At 54.2% G+C, this 18,958-nt stretch carries 15 protein-coding genes; 5 read left to right on the top strand and 10 right to left on the bottom strand.

What is annotated here, in order from left to right:
* Positions 1 to 121 precede the first annotated feature (121 nt).
* The 3 genes from NSU18_RS30090 to NSU18_RS30080 form a co-directional block, all read right to left on the bottom strand.
* A complete protein-coding gene (locus tag NSU18_RS30090; protein ID WP_341150814.1) occupies positions 122 to 3,325 on the bottom strand; it encodes an alpha-mannosidase in 3,204 nt (1,067 codons plus the stop codon).
* A gap of 134 nt (positions 3,326 to 3,459) precedes the next feature.
* On the bottom strand, positions 3,460 to 3,957 hold the full coding sequence (locus NSU18_RS30085) for a hypothetical protein (RefSeq protein ID WP_341150813.1): 498 nt from the start codon (positions 3,955 to 3,957) through the stop codon (positions 3,460 to 3,462).
* Positions 3,958 to 4,175: 218 nt separating this feature from the next.
* Complete coding sequence (locus tag NSU18_RS30080; RefSeq protein ID WP_341150812.1) at positions 4,176 to 5,243, bottom strand: LacI family DNA-binding transcriptional regulator; 1,068 nt, start codon at positions 5,241 to 5,243, stop codon at positions 4,176 to 4,178.
* 210 nt (positions 5,244 to 5,453) lie between these two features.
* Between NSU18_RS30080 and NSU18_RS30075 the strand changes: the two genes are divergently transcribed.
* Positions 5,454 to 6,092: a TetR family transcriptional regulator gene (locus NSU18_RS30075; protein ID WP_341150811.1), complete on the top strand. Its 639-nt coding sequence runs from the start codon at positions 5,454 to 5,456 to the stop codon at positions 6,090 to 6,092.
* A gap of 10 nt (positions 6,093 to 6,102) precedes the next feature.
* On the top strand, positions 6,103 to 7,377 hold the full coding sequence (locus NSU18_RS30070) for an MFS transporter (protein WP_341017981.1): 1,275 nt from the start codon (positions 6,103 to 6,105) through the stop codon (positions 7,375 to 7,377).
* Positions 7,378 to 7,447: 70 nt separating this feature from the next.
* Here the strand turns inward: NSU18_RS30070 and NSU18_RS30065 are convergent, their stop codons facing one another.
* The gene (locus NSU18_RS30065; RefSeq protein ID WP_341017980.1) at positions 7,448 to 7,963 is read right to left on the bottom strand and encodes a hypothetical protein; all 516 of its coding nucleotides are present in this window, start codon (positions 7,961 to 7,963) and stop codon (positions 7,448 to 7,450) included.
* Positions 7,964 to 8,170: 207 nt separating this feature from the next.
* On the opposite strand from NSU18_RS30065, the gene NSU18_RS30060 reads away from it, so the two are divergent.
* On the top strand, positions 8,171 to 9,175 hold the full coding sequence (locus NSU18_RS30060) for an ABC transporter substrate-binding protein (protein WP_341150810.1): 1,005 nt from the start codon (positions 8,171 to 8,173) through the stop codon (positions 9,173 to 9,175).
* A gap of 155 nt (positions 9,176 to 9,330) precedes the next feature.
* Here the strand turns inward: NSU18_RS30060 and NSU18_RS30055 are convergent, their stop codons facing one another.
* The 6 genes from NSU18_RS30055 to NSU18_RS30030 all read right to left on the bottom strand — a co-directional run bounded on the left by NSU18_RS30055 (position 9,331) and on the right by NSU18_RS30030 (position 16,617).
* Positions 9,331 to 10,686, bottom strand: a complete 1,356-nt coding sequence (locus NSU18_RS30055) for a glycoside hydrolase family 30 protein (protein ID WP_341017978.1) — start codon at positions 10,684 to 10,686, stop codon at positions 9,331 to 9,333.
* 50 nt (positions 10,687 to 10,736) lie between these two features.
* On the bottom strand, positions 10,737 to 12,377 hold the full coding sequence (locus NSU18_RS30050; protein ID WP_341150809.1) for a sugar ABC transporter substrate-binding protein: 1,641 nt from the start codon (positions 12,375 to 12,377) through the stop codon (positions 10,737 to 10,739).
* Positions 12,378 to 12,410: 33 nt separating this feature from the next.
* Positions 12,411 to 13,298, bottom strand: a complete 888-nt coding sequence (locus NSU18_RS30045; protein ID WP_341017976.1) for a carbohydrate ABC transporter permease — start codon at positions 13,296 to 13,298, stop codon at positions 12,411 to 12,413.
* Positions 13,299 to 13,311: 13 nt separating this feature from the next.
* Positions 13,312 to 14,307 (bottom strand): ABC transporter permease, encoded by a 996-nt coding sequence (locus tag NSU18_RS30040; RefSeq protein WP_341150808.1) that lies wholly within the window; start codon positions 14,305 to 14,307, stop codon positions 13,312 to 13,314.
* 125 nt (positions 14,308 to 14,432) lie between these two features.
* Positions 14,433 to 15,452: a LacI family DNA-binding transcriptional regulator gene (locus NSU18_RS30035; protein ID WP_341150807.1), complete on the bottom strand. Its 1,020-nt coding sequence runs from the start codon at positions 15,450 to 15,452 to the stop codon at positions 14,433 to 14,435.
* Positions 15,453 to 15,852: 400 nt separating this feature from the next.
* Entirely contained in the window at positions 15,853 to 16,617 is a 765-nt protein-coding gene (locus NSU18_RS30030) for a YheC/YheD family protein (RefSeq protein WP_341150806.1), read from the bottom strand.
* A gap of 217 nt (positions 16,618 to 16,834) precedes the next feature.
* Here NSU18_RS30030 and NSU18_RS30025 point away from each other — a divergent pair, with 217 nt between their 5' ends.
* Together NSU18_RS30025 and NSU18_RS30020 are read left to right on the top strand one after the other, a co-directional pair.
* Positions 16,835 to 17,650, top strand: coding sequence for a DUF6492 family protein (locus NSU18_RS30025; RefSeq protein ID WP_341150805.1), 816 nt, complete (start codon positions 16,835 to 16,837; stop codon positions 17,648 to 17,650).
* A 16-nt stretch (positions 17,651 to 17,666) separates the two neighbouring features.
* Positions 17,667 to 18,677 (top strand): sugar phosphate nucleotidyltransferase, encoded by a 1,011-nt coding sequence (locus NSU18_RS30020; protein WP_341151120.1) that lies wholly within the window; start codon positions 17,667 to 17,669, stop codon positions 18,675 to 18,677.
* The last annotated feature ends 281 nt before the right edge of the window (positions 18,678 to 18,958 follow it).

The raw sequence follows: 18,958 nt of genomic DNA, 5'->3' as shown, positions 1-18,958 counted from the left end.
CCTCTGCGCCAGCACAATCTATGCTGTTTTCCTCATATATTGGGCCCATAAAAAAGGCCGCCAATTTCGGCAGGGTGTTGTGAAAACTCCCCTGCCGGAATGGCGGTCTTTTCGATGTGCATCAGGCAAAAGTTAAATGAACCGTATGGATCTCATAAGGCTTGAAATCAAGCCGGATCGCTGGAATTTCTACTGCTTTTGTGTCCAGCGGGCGCTCCATCAGATCGCGCAGCTGCCAGGAGGAGACGGCATAATCGCTGCTGACATTCGTCGTGCAGCGTGTTCCGGTGAACTCATGCAGCCGGACGATACAGCCGCTGCCGTCTTCCGCCAGCTTCACGGCATCGATCGCAATGTTCGGGGCATCGCAGGTGATCAGGGATTTGCCGGCTCCGGCGGTATAGGCACCTTGCACGGCCAAAAGGGGCTGGTTCAGCGCCCACGCTTCCTGCACCGTGCCCGCAGCCACCCAATCCCCTTCATGCGGAAGCAGGGCATACGTAAAGTTGTGCTCGCCCTGATCCGCCAGCCGGTCCGGGCTGGTTGCCGATTTGATCAGCGACAGCCGCATCGTATGATCCTTGATGTCATAGCCGTATTTGCAGTCGTTCAGCAGGCTGACCCCGTAGCCCCGCTCCGACAGATCGGCCCACTGATGCCCCACGCTCTCGAACCGCGCATAATCCCAGCTTGTATTCCAGTGAGTCGGCCGCTTCACATTGCCGAACTGGATATCATAGGTCGCTTCCGTAGCCCGCACGGCCACAGGGAAGGCTGCCTTCAGTAGCTGCTGCTGCTCATGCCAGTCTACATAGGTCTCGAAATCAATCCGCGCGCTTCCGGCATAGACCTTGACTTTCTGGACAATGGAGGAATCCATGTAGCCCCAGACGAATTCCAGCACTGCCTGAAGCGGCCCGCATTCGGTCAGCTTGACGGAACGCAGATCGCTGATGATCCGCATCTTCTCCTGGTAGAACAGATCGATATCCCAGGCATCGAACATCTTTGGCTTATCCTCGAAGACCTGCAGCACATTGCCGCATTCGCCCTGTGCCAGCACCTCGCGTTCTGCACGGCGGTCGAAGATCCGGCTAAGCTGCCCAGATCCGTTCCACTCCAGAATATAATAAGGAGTGGTCAGTGTGGAATCCTGCCAGCGGAAAGGAACGGTAGGTTCTGGATGAGCGGCTTCGGTACCGCCAGGCTCAGCGGCAACAATCACTGTACTGCCCATTGCCGGGACCGCCGCCGTCTCCACCAGCCACTGCCCGCGGGAGCGCTGGGCAGTCAGCCGGTTACCCTCGGCGTCTGTCCAGATAGCATTCTCTCCAACATGAGGCACGGCTGCCAGCCGGGGAGCGGTGAAGAAGGCGCTGTTAAACAGCGTGTATTCCGTCTGCATCGGGGTTTCTGCCGGAGGGAGACCGGCAAGTCCCGCAGGTGCCCCCTCGGCAGGGACAGATGCGAGACCGGCAAGTCCCTCCACAGCCGCTGTCCGCGCTGCCAGGCCAATCTGCTCCGCTTCCGCATATTCTACCCGGGAATCCTCGTACACCTCATGAATGGAGGAGCCGGGAATAATATCGTGGAACTGGTTGCGCAGAATGGTCTGCCAGCCTTCCAGGAGCGAGTCCGCCGGATACTGGCCGAATCCGCCGCTCTCCGCCGCCCAGAGCATCTGCAGCCATTCCGCTTCGCGGTAGAGCAGCTCCAGCTTGCGGTTCATTTTTTTATTATAGGCCTGGCTTGTATAAGTTCCCCGGTGGTACTCCAAGTATAGCTCCCCATCCCAGGTATGCACATACTCATCCGTAGCGTCTATCGTCTCATTGAGCCGTTCGAAGTACTCCGCTGCCCGGCCCGTCTTCACCTGCGGAAGACCCGGCATCATATCCAACCGCCGCCGCATCTCCAGCATCTCGCGGTTGACACCGCCGCCCCCGTCCCCGTATCCGTAGGACAGCAGCAGCTCGCGGTTCAGGTTCTTGTCGCGGTACTGCTCCCAGATGCCCTGCACGGAGAAAGGCTCGATCAGCCCGTTATAGGTGTAATACCAGGCCCCCGATTCAGGGCCCTCCGGCGTCGTGATGAAGTGGGTCAGCACCTCGCTGCCGTCAATCCCTCTCCACTGGAACGTATCATGCGGCATCCGGTTGTATTGGCTCCAGCTGATCTTGGTCGTCATGAAGGTGTCGATGCCCGATTTACGCAGAATCTGCGGCAGCGCCCAGCTATAACCGAACACATCCGGCAGCCATAGGTATTTACAGTCCACCCCGAACTCCTCACGGAAAAACTTTGTCCCATACAAAATCTGCCGCACCAGCGACTCACCGCTCGTCAGATTACAGTCCGCTTCCAGCCACATCGCCCCTCCGGCTTCCCAGCGCCCCTCTTCCACCCGCTCCTTAATCTCCTGATAGATCTCCGGGTAATCCTGCTTGATGTACGCATAGAGCTGAGGCTGGGTCTGCAAAAAAATGTACTCCGGGAACTGCTTCATCAGCCGGAGTACCGTCGAGAAGGAACGGGCTGCTTTCTCCCGGGTGTGGGTAAGCCGCCATAACCAGGCCACATCGATATGTGTATGGCCGATGGCGGTCACCGTTACCGGATGCTCCTGCTCCAGCCGGGACAGGTCTGCGAGCAGGCTTGACTCGGCCTCCTGGACTGAAGCATAGAACGCTTCGCTTCCAGGTCTGGACCAGTCCAGCAGGTTGAAGGCCTTGTTCAAAGCGGTTAGCAGCTCATGCTTCTGAATCTGGCTGTCTTGCAGCTGCTTGATCGTACCCAGCGCAGCCCGGCCGGTATAATAGAGATTGTCAGTGGACTCATCCAGATACGCCAGCTCCGACCGCTTGATCTTGTGCTCCTGCGGAATCAGCTGACCGTCGCCGTTCAAGCCCGACCATAAGCGGAAGGTGAAATCCAGCTCCCGGCCGGCCACACTGTCTTCCAGGAATACCTCCTGATGGTTGGAGTCGACCCCCTGATATGGCTTCCCGTCCAGGTACAGCAGCGATTCGAACCCGCCGTTATTCCCCCCGCCGGTGCGCCCGAAATCGAACAGCCCGACAACACGTTTGCCCTGCCATTCGGCAGGCACGGTTACCTTACGGTACAGCCACAGATAAGCATCATAGCCGGTCCAATACTCCCCGGTCAGCAGCTTCCTGTCCCCATCAAGTACGGGTGGATAGGCACCATTAGCTCCCTCCGGATCCTCAGTAACCTGCCATTCCTCAAGTGTAATCCCCTCACGGTACCTGTAACTCTCAAGCTCTCTCAACCGTGCACCAAGCTTATCTTCTGTCCAGAACATTAACATTCTCCTCTCATCTTATAACACGTGTTATTAATCGGGCAAAAGTGTGGGCGTGCTGAGATCAGGTGCACTTGTGCTCCTCATTTGCTCACCCAGCCAACTTTCAGCCAACTCAGGTGCACTTGTACTCCTCATTCGCTCACCCAGCTCACCTTAACTAGCACATCCGGCCTAATTTCAGCCGATTCAGAGGGATTTATCCCTCTCATTTTAGCATCCGGCCTATTTCCAGCCGATTCAGAGGGATTTATCCCTCTCATTTCAGCATCAGGCCTATTTCCAGCCGATTCAGAGGGATTTATCCCTCTCATTTTAGCATCCGGCCTATTTCCAGCCCATTCAGAGGGATTTACCCCTCTCATTTTTGCATCCGGCCCATTTCCAGCCCATTCAGAGGGATTTATCCCTCTCATTTCAGCATCAGGCCTATTCCCAGCCGATTCAGAGGGATTTATCCCTCTCATTTCAGCATCCGGCCTATTTCCAGCCGATTCAGAGGGATTTATCCCTCTCATTTTAGCATCCGGCCCATTTCCAGCCCATTCAGAGGGATTTATCCCTCTCATTTCAGCATCCGGCCTATTTCCAGCCCATTCAGAGGGATTTATCCCTCTCATTTCAGCATCCAACTCATTTTCAGCTCACCTAGCGCACTCCATGCCACCAACCGGACCATCTCCACTAGCTCCAGCCTCTAAGCACTTATCTCCACTACCCCCATCATCTAACCGCTTTAGCTCCACTACCCCCATCATCTAACCGCTTTAGCTCCGCTACCATCAGCAGCTAACCGCTTTAGCTCCACTACCATCAGCAGCTAACACTTTAGTTTTACTTGCACCACAATCTACGCACTTTCTCCCGCCTTCAACACGGCCGGGAGCCAGATTTTCCCGGCCTGACCAGCCTTATTCCCGGTCCCGCCGCTCATGTCCCCGTTCCCGCCGCTCATCTGCGCGAGCAAGCAGCGGACGGCTTCCTCCCCCATAGTGACATAGGGGATCTCCACGCAGCTTAAGGAGGGCAGGCTGAGCCTGTCGCCTTGAATCGTGTTGTCTGCTGCCATAATGCGCAGGTCTTCGCCGATCCTCAGGCCCAGCTTATGAGCAGCACGGTACAGGTCGGGGATCGCGCTCGACCAGTTAACCAGGAGCGGCGCAGACGGCTGGCCGCTGCCCACCGTAAGTCTCTGGAGACAATCTGCCCATTCTCCGCCATGCTCTGCCAAACGGATAATTTCCGGCTCCATCCCGCGCGATGTACACCAGCTTGTGTAGGCTTCCCGGCGGTTCCGCTCCGCCCAGTTATCCGTGTCAAGCGCATGATACACCTCGGCATAGACCGGTCCCGGCTGCTGTGCCGTGCCTTTCCGCATCAAATAATTCATTGCGCTCTCTACACTGCCTGAATAATCAGCCAGTACAGAGTGTACATCCGGTACTTCCGCGTACCCTTCCACGGAGACATAAGGGACTCCGGCAGCGCTGACAAGGGACGCCCACTCCTCATCCTTGTAGCTGGTGTGGTCCAGGGTAACTATCCCGTCAATCTTCCGCTGGTGATACAATTCCAGCAGCTCGGCCCTGCCGCCCGCATTCCCCTTGGGGCGCGGGGAACAGAGCAGAATGTGATACCCGCCCAGCTCACACTCCCGCTGCATCCCTTCCAGCAGCCGGATAAATAGTGGATGGCGCGTATCTCCGTAAGCGGCAAGCGTCATGCTTCTGCCCGTCTTCATGCTTCGCGCACCCGCGTCCACATGATAATTCAGCTCACGGATCGCTTCCAGCACAGCCTCGCGTGTATCTGCTCCAACCCCTATACCGGGCGTATCGTTCAGCACCGCAGAGACTACACTGCGGGACACGCCCGCCCGTTTGGCAACATCGAAGCTGGTCACTCTTTTTTTGCTCATACTGTTCAGCACCTCAAGGAAAGTATAACACGTGTTATAAAATCATGTATAGCGCTTTTTTAAAGGACTATCCATATCATTCTCCTCATACGTCTCCTCCTCAAGCTGCAAATAGTCCTTCAGCAACTGAAATCATCTTCTTGCAAAATGACAACCGTGTCATTATAATAATAATGACGCATGTGTCATTATTATTGAGGAGGAATCTGAATGTCACCGAGAATCTCCGATCGGCAGAAGGAAGAACGGCGCTCCAAAATCCTGAATGCTGCGAAGCTGGTATTCACCGCTAAAGGCTACGAAGCCGCTACCTTCAAGGATATCCTGGATGAAACCGGAATGAGCCGCGGCTGGATCTATCTGTATTTTCAGACCAAGGAGGAAATCTTCGAGGCGCTGCTGGACCAGCAGGACATGGAATATGAGGAGTATCTGGCGGAGCTGACAGCTAAGCAGCCTACAATCTGGGATGCCGTCATCCGGATGTATGCAGATCAGAAGACGGACCTTATGCAGATGCCGGGCGGGAGCTTCATGCCAGCCTTCTATGAGTATTTCCTGGGCGGCTCAAGGGATGAGCGGCGGCGGAGCCTGCTGTTGAAGCGGTACGAGACAGGTCTTTCACGCTTAGAAGGGCTGCTTCGCACAGGAGTGGAGCGCGGGGAATTCAGCCCTGTGCTGCCGCTTGCCCAGGTAACAAGAATTGCCGCAGCGTACCAGGAAGGAATTTCCACACACACTCTGGCTGTCGGGCCAGAGCTAGCCCATACGGAATTGCAGATCGAAGCACTGCTTGATTATCTGAAGCAGCTGCTGAACCCCCCGCTCCGTCCGGCGGCTCAGGAATAGGAGGCATCTGATGTCTGTGCTTTTTCGAAACCCTGTCTTCACCAGACTGTTCCTGGCCAACTTCGCTTCCCAGCTCGGAACGGTGGTCGGAAATATGGCCTTTGCCTACTACCTGGTCGATCATTTCAGTACCCGTCCGGCGCTGGCGGCAACCGCTGAACTGATGTATTCTCTGCCTACTCTGGCCGTATTCTGGCTGGTGGGGGTCATCGCCGACCTGCTTGACCGTGCCCGTATCGCAGTATACAGCGATTGGATCAGGGCGGGATTAACTCTGCTGCTCCTCGTAGCCTTGCATTTCGGACTGCTGACCCTATGCTTCCTGCTGCTCTTCCTGCGCAGCGCCGTAGCGAAGTTCTTCGGTCCTGCCGAGATGGGCTTGCTGCAGGGCAGCATCGGCCGGGAGCAATATGTGCAGGCCGCCGGGCTGAACCAGATGATTATGGGACTGTTCATGCTGTTCGGCATGAGCCTTGGGGCATTCGCCTACCGGTTCCTCGGTATTGAAGGCGCCCTTCTGATCGACGGTATCAGCTTCCTCCTCTCCGGACTGCTCATTCTAAGCTGCCGGTTCCATGAGGATGTGCGGATGCCCGGCGGGCGCCACGCTCTGAGGGATATCCGTTTTCCCCGGCTGATCGGAGATTTCCTGGAAGGTCTTCGCTATATCCTCAGCCACAAGCTGCTCCTGACGCTCATCTCCGGCTTCCTGTTCTTCGGGATCGTCAATGGGGTGTTTGCAGTTTTGCCTATTTTTACGATGAAATACAAGCTCAGTCCCGATTCCTACATGCTTCATGCCTCGCTCATTACTCTGTGCCTGGGCACAGGGTTCCTGGCCGGAAGTGTGGCAGCCTCTCCCCTGATCCGCCGGTTCACGCGGACCCGGGTGCTGATCACCGGACTGCTGCTGTCCAGCCTGCTCATTGTTGCTCTGGGCTCAGCGGATAGCGTCTGGGTCTATCTTCCGCTTGTCCTCATAGAAGGCCTCTGCATTGCACCGGTGAACATAGCCATTGGCAGCTGGCTGCCGGAGCTGGTCATTCCGAAGAATATGGGGCGTGTCAATGCTCTGATTGAGCCTATTATGATGCTCGGCCATTCGCTGGCGCTTGGGCTTGTTGCCCTTGCATTTCCGGCTATCCTCTCCGTCACTTGGCTGCACTATCTTCTGGCAGTATGTACGCTGCTGGTTTGTGTGTATTACGGTTTCGCCCTCCCTCCGCTGGTCCGAAGACTGGCCTTGAATAAGGCAGCGGCTTCGGCGGCTGAACGGGCAAGCTAGAACATGTATTTCCGTCAAAAAAGCCCCGCAGCCCATGATCAACCTCATTCATGGCTACGGGGCATTTTTTTTATCGCTGCAGCTCCTGATCCTTTTGCTTCAGCAGGTCGGCGTATTCTTCCTTGTACTGTTCCAGCTTCTGCTTGAGCTCGGCGTTGCCGGGACTCGTCTTCAGCAGGCTGCTGGTGGTCAGGATGTTAGTAACCACAGCATCGATCTTGTCGTCAATCATATCAATTTTGCTCTTGGCCGCAGTCATAGCAGGATCAGGGGTGCTTACCGGCACCGGACCCACCAATGAGCTTCTTTCGTCAGACAAAGGGGGTGCCGCCTGCCCTTTATCGTCCAGGCTGATCGTTTTACCCTTCACCGTCACTTGGAATCCGGCCAGTTCGCCGATGGCGCGCACGGGTGCATAGCTCTTGCCGTCAATAACAATAGCCGGATCGGCCAGCTTCTTCCCATACACATTTACCGTATACTCCGCCTGAATGGCCTTTCCTACCAGTGTTGCAGAAGCGCCCAGCGCCTGTGCACCCACCATCAGTATCGCTCCGGCAATGACTCCGGCAGCAATCTTTTTCATAAGAAATTCACTCCCTGTATAAGACTATGACTATTATTCTATCATTTTATTGCAGCGGGTGCTTCTCTCAGGCAGAAAGAGGGTTCAGTTATTTTTTCCAAATGAGCAGCTTAAGGATTGACAATACCCCTATTCCTCTCTATCATAATTAAATGATAATGATTATCATCTTCATTATAATACATACCTTCTAAAGGAGCATTGCACATGCCAAGCCTCAAAAAAATAGTACTCCCGTTAACCCTGCTTCTCTTCACCCTGATCCTGGCCTCCTGCGGTCAACCGGATAACTCGTCTGCGCCAACTCCTTCAGCCGCCGCCACAAGTCAGGCAACTGTAGCGCCCGAAGCCAGTCCGGCGGGTGTCAAGGAAGCTGCTGCAACACGGAAATATACCGATTACAAGAAACGCGAGGTTGAGATTCCCGCAACCCCTCAGAAGATTGTCTATGTCGGCAGCAATCCGGGTGACCTACTGGCGCTGGGGATCATGCCTGCGGGAGCTTCGTTAAGCGTCATCGGCACACAAGTGGCTTACCCCGATCTGCTCGAAGGGATCGAGGACATCGGATACCCGTTCTCCGCCGAGAAGATTCTGGCCGTGTCCCCGGACCTGATTATCTTCGACGACTGGGACGAGACCGGAATCGAAGCATTAAGCAAAATCGCACCGACCGTGGTCGTGGGGCTGGACGGTACCTTCCCGACAGAGGAGCGTGTCCGGCAAATCGCTGACTTGCTCGGCCGCACAGCTGCTGCGGATCAGTGGTTCAAGGACTATCAGGCGAAGGTAGACGCTGTGAAGAAGCAGCTTAACCTGAAGGAAGGCGAGACAGCCACCTCCCTGCTTGTCCTGGGCCAGGATCTGTACATCATGGGCAATAAAGGCTTGAACGAAACGCTGTTTGGACGCCTCGGCTTCAAGCCTGCGGAAGGCGTCCAAAAGGTGATTACTGCCGATGAACGGTTCGTAACCATATCCGACGAGGTCTTGCCGCAGTACGTCGGCACCCACCTGTTCCTCCTGACCGACACCGGCAGCAAAACAGTTGCGAGACAGAACGCACTTATGGACAGCGGCTTATGGAAAGCGATCCCTGCCGTCAAGGAAGGCCGTGTATACACGCTCGACAGCAAATATAACTTCGACGATCCGATTACGCTCGATAGGTTGCTTGATGAGATTGCGGGCATTTTCAAAGGTAAACAGTAATTAGAAAAATCGCGTTGACCGAACGTGCCTTACGGCAGCACATTGTATTCGGTTTTCCGATTACATTCCGCCAACGTACCAGCACAATACTCTAAAAAGACTTAGGCTGCCCGGAATAATCCCGGCAGCCTAAGTCTTTGTCTAGCCTAAAATCTCTACTCCCGCTCGCCCCCCGCCTTCACCGATACCGCACCCTTCGCAGCAATAGTAAGAGTCAGCAGCTCTTCCCCATCCAGCCGCACAGACACGGTCTCTTCGGCCCCGCTGTCGTTGAACAGCACGGCGGCAAGTGAGCCGTCGCGGTTGCGGAAGGCCACGGAGCGCACCCGTTCATGGCTCGCGGCAGAATCCAGACGCAATGCCCCCGGACGAATTACTTTGCTGAAATGTGCCAGTGCATAATAGTCCAGGGTATAGTTCAGCTCACGGGTCTGCTGGTTAACCGTCACTACGCCGCGGCAGGTACTCTCCCCGAAGCCGGGCACCGTAGGGCCGTTCTGCTCATCCAAGGCCATATTCCATAGCACGAATGACTTGCTGTGATTCCGCAGAATCTCAATCCCCGTACGCATCACATTGGAGAAAGCCTGTTCGAACGGGGGAATCCATTCCCCGCCGGAGCCTTCGGTGAAATGGACCTCGTGATCCGGGTAAGCTGCCTGCACCTCCGACTGCGCAGACGCAGCACCGCCATACCAGTGCCAGGCTACGCCGTCCACGTCTGCTGCGGCTTCCTCCAGCACAGAGAGCGGATAATCCGGCCGGTCCCAGTTATGGTCGTAGCAGAAGATTTTGGCGGCCAGCCCGTGCTGCCGGAAGGCAGGCTTCAAATAGTTACGGATGAACTCCCGCTGCTCCTCCGGCAGCATCAGCATACTGGGATAATGCTGCGGCTCATAGAGCGGCTCGTTCTGCACGGTGACAGCATAGATCGGTAAGCCATGAGCAGCATAGGCCTGAATATAGCGGACAAAATAATCCGCATAGACTCCGTAATGCTCCGGCTTCAACCGCCCGGCGATCATCGAGCCGCTGGTCTTCATCCAGCCCGGCGCACTCCAGGGGGAGGCCATCAGCTTCAGCTCAGGATTCAGCCTGAGTGCCTCCTGCACCAGAGGAATGATGTCCGCCTCATCGTGGGCGATGGAGAAACCGGCTAACTCCGGGTCGCCCCTGCCTTCAGGCATATCGTTATAGCTATAGACCGTTCTGGCATAATCCGAGGCCCCCATAGGATTACGCAGGAAGGACAGGCCGATGCCCTTCTGCGGATCGAACAGCTTCTGCATAACCTCGGTCCGCTGCCCGGTGTCAAGCACCTGATGGATCAGGTAAGCGGACGAATCAGTGAAGGAAGCCCCGAAGCCATCCATCTCCTGGTAGGTCTTACTTGCATCAATATCTACAGTGACCGTAACGCTTCCGGCAGGAGCCTGCGGCAGCGCCGCAGCAGGCTGCTTCACGAACAGACGGTTCTCTCCATTAGACTGGTATATGATAATTTCACGCATGTTCTTTCCCTCCATCCTGTTACTTAAGCGGGCCCTCCCTTGCGCCTTGCCTACTTAATGCCCAGCTTTTCCTTATTGGCCTTCATCTTCTCACTGCGGACCTCTACAATCTTGCTCCAGTTATTCTTATCCAGGAAGGCCTTATGCTCCGCCAGAACGCTGTCAAAGGTTGCTTCGTCCTTGGCACGGATCATGCTGACCAGCGTGGTGTTCCAGTTCGTATTAATGGCCGTCTGCCCGCGGGCCTCCGGCGTTCCCTGATCCGGGTTAATGTTCTCCAGGATGAAATGCGGCTTCAGCTTGCCCTTGCCCCATTCCTGCATCTGCTTGATCGACTCGGGGAAGGCATCCTTGCTCAGCGCTTTGTGGCGGTCATGTCCGAAGAACATGAATTCGCCCATCCGGTAGTCCTTCTTGAACTTATCCGCATTATTAAGCTGCAGGTCCTTCACTTCCGGCAGCAATTCAACCGTACCGTCCGGATTGGATTTATAAGTTACGCCTTCAATCCCGTAGTTCATCAGCCTCTGCCCTTCTTCGCTCAGCAGATAAGTGAAGATTTGAATCGCTTTGGCCGGGTCCTTGCAATTCTTGGTGATGTAATTGATCATCCAGCCGGTAATCCCGGATTGATTGAGGGTCGGCTGATGTCCTACGGTGCTCTGCGGCCCGTCAACAGCCATATACTCCTTACCTGGATTGGCACTCATGAAGATCTGCAGATTGCCGCCCTGCTGAGGTGTACCATCAAGCAGCATCGTGGCATATTTGCCGGATTTCACCTTTTCCTCAAAGCCGGTTCCGTCATCCGCGAAGCTGTCATCACTGATCGCCCCGTCTCTATACACGGCATTCAGCGTCCGCAGCCAGGTCAGATAATCCTCATCCAGATTGCGGTTGTAGAACTTGCCGTCCTCTGTCTCCAGCGGAACGCCCAGAAAGTCCTGCAGCGCATCGCCGAGCGAGCCGGTCCCTTCTCCAATTGCGTTGAACCCGAAGGGAATCATGTCCGGGAACTTGGCCTTAATCTCACTCATTGACTTCCTGAAGGCCTCCGGGGTCCCGAAGTCAGGACTGCCAAGCGCTTCATACACATCCTTGCGTATAACAAAAGCCGTCTTCGCCGGAATATTGCCGCTGTCATAATCCGCCTGGGTATTGGAATAGTTCGGATAACCGTAGGTTTTGCCGTCCTTCAGCTGGAACCAGTTGAGCGTGTCGGCAGCGGCCACCTTGTTGAAATACGGATCATACTTCTCCGCCAGCTCATTGAGCGGAAGCGCCCAGGTGGCGGCTTTTTGCACAACCGGGGAATTGGAGTCGAAGATCGTCAGCAGATCCGGCATATCGCCGCCCGCGAAGAAGGTGTTCAGCTTCGTATCATCCCCGGTAATGAACTTGATGTTGATGTTCAGATCCTCTTTGATCTTCTTGGTGACTTCATCCTTGCCGAAGTCCGTATTCCACCAGTCCGCGTTCACATACCAGGTAAGATCCGTAGTCTCCTCTTTCTTATCCAGCTGCCAGGCCGGAGTCTCGGGGTCTACCGTATACCGGTTGTCCAGGGACACCTCTACCTCCTTAGTGGAACCTCCGCCGGAGCTGCACCCTGCTGCCACCAGCATAGCCGCCATCAGGAGCAGTGCGGGTTTAAGCGTTTTTGTGCCGAGAACTTTAGTTATCTTGATCATCTTCTTGACCTCCTGTAATGTAGTGAATCTCTTCTACTCCTTGACCGCTCCCAGCATCATGCCGGAGATGAAGTACCGCTGAAGAATAGGATACATCGCAACAATCGGCAGTGTGGTAATGACAATGGTCGCCAGCTGAACTCCTTTGGTGGTGGTCTCAATGACGACGGAGCCTCCGATATTCTGCATGGACTGGGTCTGCGACTGCACAATAATCTCATACAGCTTCATCTGCAGCGGGTAGAGCGCCTGATCGGTGATATACAGCTTCGTGGTCATGAAGTCGTTCCATTGTCCCACCCCGTTGAACAGGGCGATGGTGGCCATTGCGGGCATGGACAGCGGAATGAAAATTTTGAGGAAAATATGCCAATCGCCTGCGCCGTCAATCTTCGCCGACTCCTCCAGCGAATCCGGCACGTTCCGGAAAAAGTTCATTAGAATCACCACATCGTAATAGCTGAATAACGCGGGGATAATATAGACCCAGAAGCTGTTCAGCAGTCCGAGCGATTTGATCAGCAGATACGTCGGAATCATTCCGCCGGAGAAAAACATCGTGATCACGCCCATCGCCACATACAGCTTGCGGCCGCGGATGTATCTTTTGCTGAGACCGTAGCCGATCATTGCGCAAAAGAACACGTGGGTGATCACCCCGATGAACGTCTTGGCGACCGAGACCACGAAGGATTGGCCGATCGTGCTGTCATTGAAGACCGCCCGGTAATTCTCGAGCGAGAATTCTTTGGACCAGAAGATGAAACCGCCCTCGGCAAGCGCCCTGCCCGAACTAAGGGAAGAGATAATTACGTTCCATAAGGGAACGAGGATAATAACCATGAAGCAGACCAACAGCACCTTATTCACCGCATCAAAGATCCGGCTGTCGAGATCTTCCCGTATGACCTTCTGATTCACTCTAGCGCCCCCTCTACAACACGGATTGATTATCGTTCAATTTACTGGTGACCTTGTTGGCCATAAGCAGCAGGATTACCGACACAATGGAGACACCGAGGCCCACAGCCGTAGCATAAGAGAAATCACCCTGCGTCATCCCCATCCGGTAGACATAGGAGTTGATGACCTCTGCTTTCTCCCGGTTCTGCGAGTTCATCAAGACCAGCGTCTGATCCAGGTTCGAGCCAAGCAAGCCGCTTACCGTCAGGATCAGGTTCAGGCTGATAATCGCCTTCATGTTCGGAAGGGTGATATTCCAGATCTGACGCAGCCGGCCGGCTCCATCAATCCGTGCCGCTTCGTAATAGGTGGGGTCGATCTTGGCCATGATGGCCAGATACAGAATCGTGCCCCATCCGGCTTCCTTCCAGATATCCGACAGCGTCGCAATCCACCAGTACTTGCCTGCATCCAGCAGGATGTTGGACGGCTTCGAGATCAGCCCAAGATTCAGCAGCAGCTCATTGAACAAGCCGGAAGTAGAGAACCAGGTGATCAGCATCCCGCCCAGGACGATCCACGAGAGGAAATGCGGCAGATAGGAGATGGTCTGGACGAATTTTTTGAAGCGGCCCATGTTCAGCTCGTAGATCATAATGGCGAGAATAATCGGAATGATGAACCCGACTCCAAGCTTCAGGAAGCTGATGCCCAGCGTATTGATAACAGCATCCCAGAAGTATTCGTCCGACAAAATAATCCTGAAGTTATCCAGTCCCACCCAAGGTGCAGTGGATAAGGTATCGATAACCGTGTAATTCTTAAAAGCAATTGTCAGCCCGTAGATGGGTATGTAGCAGAAAATAATCATAAAAATAATGCCCGGCAGCACCATCGACTGAATCTCCCACTGCCGCTTGTAATCGGTTACAAATTCTTTGATCCGCTGCCCCATGGGCTTCTTGGCGGACGGTGGAATTGCTGGCGGGATGGAAGCTGATGTTGCAGACGCTGGTGTTTTATTCATGATCTTGTCCCCCTCTCCATTGAGATATCCGGATGGTGCTAAAATTGGTGCACAAATCAATAAAAACGTTTTTATTTTGGCGCAAAAAATCCCCCTCCTGTAAAATCAGTTTCACCCGCTGCCCTCTATCTGCGGTCCTTCCGCTCCAGCTTCACATGACTTGAGCCTCTTACGACAAGCTCGCCCTGCAGCTTCTGTGCCGCACCCTGCTCCTTGCCTTGAATCATGCGGACCAGATGATCAATCGCCAGCATGCCCTGTCTTGCAATCTGATTCCTTACCGTCGTGAGCGGCGGCGAATAATAAGGTGCGATATCAATATCATCGAAGCCCATCACGCTGACATCCTGCGGCACTTCATAACCGTAACTCTTGAGCGCTTGAATACAGCCCATTGCACTGATATCATTGCCGGCCAGGAAGGCGTCAGGGACTCGTGCGGGATGCAGACGGAGGTAAGACTTCACAGCATTATAGGTGCTGTCCTCCTCAAAATACCCCTGAAGGATAAAATCCTCCTCCACCGGAAGCTGGTATTCACGCAGCGCGGCCAGATAGCCTTCCTTCCGCTGCACGCTGTCAAACATCGTATCCACGCCGGAGATATAGGCAATCCGCTTATGCCCCAGGCTGATTAAATACTTCGTAGCGGCATAGCCTGATTCATAGGAATCAAAGATAATGCTGCCCATTCCTTCATCCTCCAGCACCCGGTCCAGAAACACCGCCTTGATCTTGTCTTTCTTCATCGCGGCAATGTCCTGCTCGTCGATCCCCAGCTCCTCATAGATAATGACACCATCTACCCGTCTTCCGAGGATGTTGCTCATAATCACTTGTTTGTCCTTGGTGACAAATACATTCAGGCCATAGCCCATGCGGTCGCACTGACGGGACATGGATTCTACCAGCTTGTAGAAGTACGGACCGGACACACTTGTCGTGAAGAATCCCAGCATCTTCGTGGTCCCCGATTTCAGCAGCTTGCCGTTCAGATTCGGAACGTAATTCAGGCGCTGGGCCACCTTCAGAATATGGGCTTTGGTCTCCGGGCTCAGCACATCCACATCATTCAGGGCGTTGGAGACCGTTGAGATGGAGACCCCGGCTTCCCGTGCGACATCCTTGATCGTTATCTTAGCCATATCAATGTTCCTTTTTGATAAAAACGTTTTTATTGACTATAAAGTAACATGAAACCGCTTTAAATACAACGCTTTTTCTCATGAGCTTGTCCTGCCACCTTTATACGCTTAATGATTGCCTTGAATATCCACCCTTCCGGAGGGAGAGTATATCGTTAAATTTATCTTATTTTACTATAAAGTACCGGGAGTTCGCTATGCCTGTGGGGGCAAGCAACGGTGGAGTTGATGAGAGTTGGGGGCGGTGTAGCAGGGGCGGCGGGAAGGCTCGGCTGGGATGCTAGCTCAAAGCATCGTCCCCAGCCGAATGTTAGGGTCTAATAGTACCTTAATCGGGTACGGCAACCCTCAGCAAGAGATGAGTTAAAGTAATTTTCATACGGTTAGTTCTGATGCTGTACTAATTGCATTTCCGCTTCAGACCCAGCCCACGGTATCTCATGACCCTGCGGTACATAGATTTATCCTTCAGCTGATTAAAAATATAAGGATCAGGATTCATATTCACTTCAATAATCCACGGCTTCAACGCGCGGTCCAGTCCAACGTCTACACCGAACTGCCGGTGGTGCGGATAAGTCTTTTTTAGCTGCTGCGCTATGCGGGTGCCCAGCCGGTTCATTTCCCCCTTAAGCTGCATAAGCTGCTGCGCAGACAGATGGGTGGAGAGCAAATGCTCCACTGCGGTTGGTTTGCCGCCGCTGTGGTAATTGGTCACAATTTTGCGCGGGTGCCCGAGCCGCCCGATAATTCCGGTAGGCTCCCATACGCCCTTGGGACTGAGCTGCACCATCACCCGGATATCGAAGCGGCGCCCGTGATGCTTCAGCAGGTGGATGCCTTTTTGCAGCAGATAGCTCCTCTTGCCGATTCTTGCCGCCAGACTGTGATGAAAAGCCTCAAACGTAGCGAACCGGCGCACAGTCTCCTCATACTGATACATATATCCCTGCCGGTCCCTCCGCTCCGCGCGGATCACGCCCATGCCATACGTTCCCCGTTCCGGCTTGATATAGATCATTCCATAACCGTGCATCATCTGCTCCAGATTACGCCTGTTAAATCTCCGGGTATCGGGGATGAACGCCTTGATTGTCTCGTTCTTAAGCAGCAGTTGTGTCTTATACCATTTGCTTTGGCCTGATTGAACCTTTTTAGCTGTCACTTATGCACTCTCCTGTCCGGGCTGGGAGTCAACATTGTATTTTTACATAAAAATACATATTCACTGCATCCTATGCCGGTGGAGGTGCCATGGAATATATCATTTGCCCCGTATGAAAAGATTAACTTGATGCAGGATGTTTGCCCTCTCCACCACAGCTCAGCAGGCATACCCTAGTGAAGACGTCAAATGTCAATATATGTATGGAGATGAATCCATGTCCGTTCCTGCCGTAAGTGTGACCTCAAGCGCTCCGCCGATCGACGTCCTGATTCCTGCTATCGAAAAGGACCTCGCCACCCTCTCCTTTGTGATTGATAGTCTTCGCCGTTATGTCCAGCACCCTATCAGTAATATCTACATTGTCTCGCCGGAGAATAGTAGAATCAGACAGCTGTGCTCCCGGAAGGCTTGCGTCTTCGTCAATGAAACCACCGTCCTCCCATTCACCAAAAAAGCAATCCGCTATTCCTCCTCCCGCTGGAACCGGTCAGGCTGGCTGTATCAGCAGCTGCTCAAAATGAATGGGGATCAGGTGTGCCGCGAGAAGTATTTCCTGGTCATTGATGCAGATACGGTGCTCATCCGTCCCCATCGCTTCCGTTCCGGCGGGAAAAGCATCTTCTATTGCCGCAGCTGGAGCCAGCCGGAGTATTTCCGCACCTACCGCAAGCTGCTCGGTGTACCTGCGCCTTCGCCCAAGTCGTTCGTCACCCACTATATGCTTTTCGAGTCCGCGAAGCTGGCCAATCTCAAAAGAAAAATAGCAGCCCGCCACGGCATGTCCTGGCATGCGGCTATTCTGCACTCCATCAACAAGAAGCGGCAGTTCGGCTTCTCTGAATTCGAGACCTATGCCAACTACGTGTACAGCACAAACCGCGCCTCTGTGCTGCTCAAAAATGCCAATAATAAAGCGCTGAAGACCCCGGCGGGCTCATTGGGACAAGAGCAGTTAAGCAAGTATGCCCATACTTACCGTTCGCTCTCCTTCCATCAGCGCAAGGGATACTCCACTCCGGGCAAGCCTTAAGGAGGCAAGAAACGTGATGCATACTATTCTTCTGTGCGGCGGCTCCGGCCAGAGATTGTGGCCTCTGTCCGGCAGCATCCGCTCCAAGATGTTCCTGCCGCTGCTGCCTGCACCGGGCGGGGGCACAGAATCCATGATCGGGCGGGTATGCCGTCAGCTCAGCCAAGCCGGATTGGATGAATCCCTGTTGCTCGTGGCCCATCAGCAGCAGGTAGCCCTCACGCAGCGGTATACCGGGAGCAATCATCCGGTAATCGGAGAGCCGTGCAAGCGCGGGACCTTTACTGCTGCCGCGTTTGGCGCGCTGCACTTGCTTGCCGCCGGAAAGGCACAGCCGGAGGACATCATCTGTATCGCACCGGGCGACATGTACGCGGATGATGATTTCTTCCGCCAGTTCCATCAATTCGAGGCTATTCTGGCCGATTCTGAGGCCGAACTCCTCCTGCTTGGAACGAAGCCTTCATCTCCCTCAGAGCAATACGGCTATATCGTCCCGGCGCAGGAGGACGCTGGCGGGTATGCTCCTGTGTTATCTTTCGCAGAGAAGCCGGATAAGGTTAAAGCCCTGGAGCTGATGCGGGAGAATGCCTTATGGAATTGCGGGGTGTTCGCTGTGCGGCTGGGCTTCCTGCTGGAGCATCTGGAGCGGCTGGGGCTGCCTGTGGATTTCGCAGCATTGACCGCACAGTATCCCGGTCTCCCGGTCCGCAGCTTCGACAAGGAAGTGGCAGAGCGCAGCACCAAGGCTGTTGTCGTAAGACATGAAGGGGAATGGTCCGATCTGGGAAGCTGGGATACGCTGACGGCCCGGCTCCCGTCACAGGTCATTGGAGCAGGCGGACTATGGGGAGAATGCGGAGACAGTTATCTTATTAACGAGCTGGAGGTGCCGCTGCATGTCATTGGGGTCTCCGGTATAGTCGCCATAGCCGGTCCCGAAGGCATTCTCATAGCAGATAAGAATAACGCTAACATGATCAAGGAGATTCTGGCGGAGAAGGAGCGGCGGCAGGACGGCCGCTGATTAAAAACACTACTGACAATGTTATGTCAGTAGCGTTATTATATTAGTCGTTTATAGAACCCTGTTTGCGAGCACAATGTATGCTGTTTTCCGCATACATTTGGTTCGTGTGCCTGCTTGTGAGCATAATGTATACTGTTTTCCACATACATTCGGTCCGTGTGCCTGCTTGCGAGCATAATGTATGCTGTTTTAGAAGGAAATCATAGTTTTCGAAACAAGTAAAAAGAGATATCCCAAACCGCCGTGACTGGCGGTTCGGGATATCTCTAAATTACGCT

The organism is Paenibacillus sp. FSL H8-0048 (assembly GCF_038002825.1).
Lineage (GTDB): Bacteria > Bacillota > Bacilli > Paenibacillales > Paenibacillaceae > Paenibacillus_AQ.
Note: the sequence above shows the minus strand (reverse complement) of the source record. Positions and strands in the feature narration are given on the sequence as shown.

Excerpts from the sequence above, each read along its gene's own strand:
- NSU18_RS30090 (WP_341150814.1), bottom strand. The coding sequence starts at position 3,325 with ATGTTCTGGACAGAAGATAAGCTTGGTGCACGGTTGAGAGAGCTTGAG.
- NSU18_RS30080 (WP_341150812.1), bottom strand. The coding sequence starts at position 5,243 with ATGAGCAAAAAAAGAGTGACCAGCTTCGATGTTGCCAAACGGGCGGGC.
- NSU18_RS30075 (WP_341150811.1), top strand. The coding sequence starts at position 5,454 with ATGTCACCGAGAATCTCCGATCGGCAGAAGGAAGAACGGCGCTCCAAA.
- NSU18_RS30070 (WP_341017981.1), top strand. The coding sequence starts at position 6,103 with ATGTCTGTGCTTTTTCGAAACCCTGTCTTCACCAGACTGTTCCTGGCC.
- NSU18_RS30065 (WP_341017980.1), bottom strand. The coding sequence starts at position 7,963 with ATGAAAAAGATTGCTGCCGGAGTCATTGCCGGAGCGATACTGATGGTG.
- NSU18_RS30060 (WP_341150810.1), top strand. The coding sequence starts at position 8,171 with ATGCCAAGCCTCAAAAAAATAGTACTCCCGTTAACCCTGCTTCTCTTC.
- NSU18_RS30055 (WP_341017978.1), bottom strand. The coding sequence starts at position 10,686 with ATGCGTGAAATTATCATATACCAGTCTAATGGAGAGAACCGTCTGTTC.
- NSU18_RS30050 (WP_341150809.1), bottom strand. The coding sequence starts at position 12,377 with ATGATCAAGATAACTAAAGTTCTCGGCACAAAAACGCTTAAACCCGCA.
- NSU18_RS30040 (WP_341150808.1), bottom strand. The coding sequence starts at position 14,307 with ATGAATAAAACACCAGCGTCTGCAACATCAGCTTCCATCCCGCCAGCA.
- NSU18_RS30035 (WP_341150807.1), bottom strand. The coding sequence starts at position 15,452 with ATGGCTAAGATAACGATCAAGGATGTCGCACGGGAAGCCGGGGTCTCC.
- NSU18_RS30025 (WP_341150805.1), top strand. The coding sequence starts at position 16,835 with ATGTCCGTTCCTGCCGTAAGTGTGACCTCAAGCGCTCCGCCGATCGAC.
- NSU18_RS30020 (WP_341151120.1), top strand. The coding sequence starts at position 17,667 with ATGCATACTATTCTTCTGTGCGGCGGCTCCGGCCAGAGATTGTGGCCT.